Origin of the sequence: Carboxylicivirga sediminis, assembly GCF_018156225.1 — a bacterium.
Taxonomy (GTDB): Bacteria; Bacteroidota; Bacteroidia; order Bacteroidales; family Marinilabiliaceae; genus Carboxylicivirga; species Carboxylicivirga sediminis.
Map to the genome: position 1 here is coordinate 1 of NZ_JAGTAR010000073.1, position 3,518 is coordinate 3,518.

The window sequence follows — 3,518 nt, forward strand, 5'->3', positions numbered from 1 at the left end:
ACAGTCTCCTTACGAATATCGATTAAGTGATAGTTATGCCATCAATGATATTTTGGCGAGTGCCTGGTTATCCGGCGATAGAAGCAAAGAAGCAGCAACAAAGCAAGTGCAGAATTTATCACATCCTGATAAAATTGTTCGTTATTGGACGGCAGTAGGTTTGCGGTCTCAATCAAAAGAACAATTGCAGCCTTTTGAAAAAGAGATAAAACAAGCGATGTCTGATGAATATGCACCGGTGGCCATTACAGCTGCAGCCATGGCTTATAATCAGTTTAATAGTAGTGAAGCACAATCAGTATTAAAGAGCTATTTGCTTCACGAAAATGATATGCTGGCCTTATTGACGATTCATTACTTAATGTATGTGGATAATAAGCAGCCTTTTGTAGAAACAGTAAGAGCATCGCGCGAGATGAAAGGCAGAACCTATAATCCTAAGGCAGCCGCTGTTGATTTTTTAGGTAGTTTAGGTTTAGTTCCTAATAATCCATCGTACCGTCAATAAATTAAATTGGTATTTATGAAGCTGGTTCTATTATTAGTAATCATCACATTTGCAACCTCAATTGGCTGTCAGTCATATGCGAAAACGAAGGAAAGGGAAATCGACAAACCCAATATTCTCTATATTATTCTCGACGATTTAGGATATGGCGATGTGGGCTTTAATGGTCAGGATAAGATACTAACGCCGCGCATCGACCAGCTAGCAAAGGAAGGCATCGTCTTTACCAATCATTATGCCGGTGCTCCTGTTTGTGGGCCTTCACGTGCTGTACTGATGACCGGTAAACACTTGGGCCATTGTACTGTCCGTGGCAATCCACGTTGGTCCTTATCTGGAAATCCCGTTGATATCGATTCTACAGATGTAACCATTGCCGAGGAATTAAAGAGAGCTGGTTACGCAACAGCAATTATCGGCAAATGGGGGCTGGCCGAGAACTTAAGTCATGGCAGACCAAACCAGCAAGGATTTGATTATTTCTATGGGTTTAATCGTCATCTGCCTGCACATCATTATTATCCCGAGCAAGTCTATCGTAACGAGGAGTTAATAAGCATTGAGGGCAATGTTACGGTCGAAAAGAAAGGGCAGTACATTACCGATTTGTTTACTCAGGAAGCCAAAGAGTATATTCGTCAGGTCGCTAAACAGGAACAACCATTTTATCTGCATCTGGCCTATACAACCCCTCACTATGAGTTGACGATTCCAGCAGAACGCAAAGCGTTGTATCAGGATAAAGACTGGCCTCTGCGCGAAATGAAAGCAGGTCATTACCTGAATGATAAAAATGGTCATGTTACCTACGCTTCCATGGTGAGTGATGTCGATCGTCAGATAGGTGAAGTATTGGATGTATTGGATGAATTAAAGATTGCTGAGAATACATTGGTGGTTTTTACCAGCGATAACGGACACGAATACGACCTTTTAACGGATGAGTTTTTTAACTCAAATGGGGATGGCAGAGGACGAAAGCGCGATTTATACGAAGGAGGCATTAAAGTGCCGTTTGCAGCCCGTTGGCCAAAGCAAATTGCGCCAAACACAACATCGAGCCATGTGAGTGCCTTTTGGGATTTTTTGCCAACGGTATGCGAGATTACCGGCCTGGAACCTAGTGATAATGGTATTGATGGTCTATCGTTTTTGCCTGCTTTAACAGGTAACGCTAAAGAGCAAGAGCAACACAATTATTTGTATTGGGAGTTTAACGAAAGCAAAGGACCGTTACAGGCGCTTAGAAAAGGCGATTGGAAACTGCTTCGATTTGTAGCCCAAAACAAGGTGGAATTGTATAAAATCACGACAGATATGTCTGAAAAGCAAAATGTAGCTGAACAATTCCCGGATAAGTGCAAGGAGTTACTGGTTATATTGAATGAGGCGCGTACAACCCATCCTCAATTTCCATTAACAAAACGTTCCAATCCATACAAAAAGAAGAAATAGATTAAGAAATCAGTGAAACAAAAAGCTAATATAAATTATAAGTGATGATAAGAACAAAACTAGCAAGCTTGTTCATGGTGCTAACCATACTTTTTACAGCTTGTCAACCAGAAAAAAAAGCAACAAAAAGTGAATTCCCAAAACCAAATATTGTGGTTATTTACCTCGATGACCTGGGTTATGGCGATTTAAGTTCATATGGTGCGACAGAATTGCAAACGCCTAACATTGATGCTTTGGCAAACGGAGGAGTGAAGTTCACCAATGGTTATGCATCGTCAGCCACATGTACGCCAAGTCGCTACGCTTTGTTAACGGGTGTTTACCCATGGAAAAATAAAAATGCAAAGATACTACCCGGTACAGCTCCTTTAATTATTGATACGGCACAGGTTACTTTGCCTAAAATGCTAAAGACACAAGGTTACCAAACTGCACTGGTTGGAAAGTGGCACTTAGGTTTGGGCACAGGTCATGTTAACTGGAACGAAGCCGTATCACCGGGTCCAAATGAAGTTGGTTTCGATTATGCCTATTACATGGCGGCTACACAGGATCGTGTGCCAACGGTCTATCTTGAAAATGGCATGGTTGAAGGCTTAGATCTTAATGATCCGATTGAAGTGGATTACAATAACAACTTTGAAGGTCAGCCAACAGGAAAGGATAATCCGGAGCTATGCGACATGATGTGGCATCACGGTCACAATGCAACCATTGTGAATGGCGTACCGCGCATTGGCTATATGAAAGGGGGCGAAGCAGCCAAATGGAGCGATATTGATATGGCCGACCATTTTCTGGGTAAAGCGCAGGACTATGTGAAGACGCATAAGGACCAACCGTTCTTCTTGTACTATGCCATGCAGCAGCCGCACGTACCCCGTACACCACATCCACGATTTGAAGGGAAGTCGGGCATGGGACCTCGTGGCGATGTTATTTTGGAAGCTGACTGGTGCATTGGTGAATTCATCAAAACCTTGGAAGAAGAAGGCATTCTTGAAAATACATTAATCGTGTTCTCAAGTGATAACGGTCCAGTTTTAAACGATGGTTATTACGACGATGCGGTTGAGAAACTAGGTAAGCACACTCCGGCCGGTCCGTTACGTGGCGGCAAATACAGCCTGTTTGAAGCTGGCACCCGTGTACCATTTATTACCTACTGGAAAGGTACCATTCAGCCAGGTGTATCAGACGCCTTAGTTTGCCAGATGGATTTATTGGCCTCATTGGCTAAGTTAACCGGAACAGAGGAAACAAGTACCGATAGTGAAGAGCTAATGGATGTGTTGATGGGCAAAAGTGCTGATGGCCGTGAAGAATTAGTGATTGAAGCCACCACCCGCACCGCATTGCGAAAAGGTGACTGGTTGATGATTCCGCCATACAAAGGAGCTAAAAAGAATATGCAGGTTAATATTGAATTGGGTAACGATGAAGTATTTCAGTTATATAATCTGAATGAGGATATCAGTCAACAACATAATGTGGCAGAATCACATCCGGATAAACTAGCAGAGATGGTAAATGCTTTTAAAGCTATACGTGG

General features: G+C 42.6%; 3 protein-coding genes. All 3 read left to right on the forward strand.

What is annotated here, in order from left to right; all coding sequences use genetic code 11:
* Window positions 1-508, forward strand: a 508-nt coding sequence (locus KDU71_RS22535; RefSeq protein ID WP_212193390.1) for a hypothetical protein, incomplete at its 5' end; no start/stop codon positions are given.
* A 15-nt stretch (window positions 509-523) separates the two neighbouring features.
* Entirely contained in the window at window positions 524-1,963 is a 1,440-nt protein-coding gene (locus KDU71_RS22540) for an arylsulfatase (protein WP_212193391.1), read from the forward strand.
* A 44-nt stretch (window positions 1,964-2,007) separates the two neighbouring features.
* On the forward strand, window positions 2,008-3,518 hold a 1,511-nt coding region (locus tag KDU71_RS22545; protein ID WP_212193392.1), incomplete at its 3' end, for a sulfatase family protein.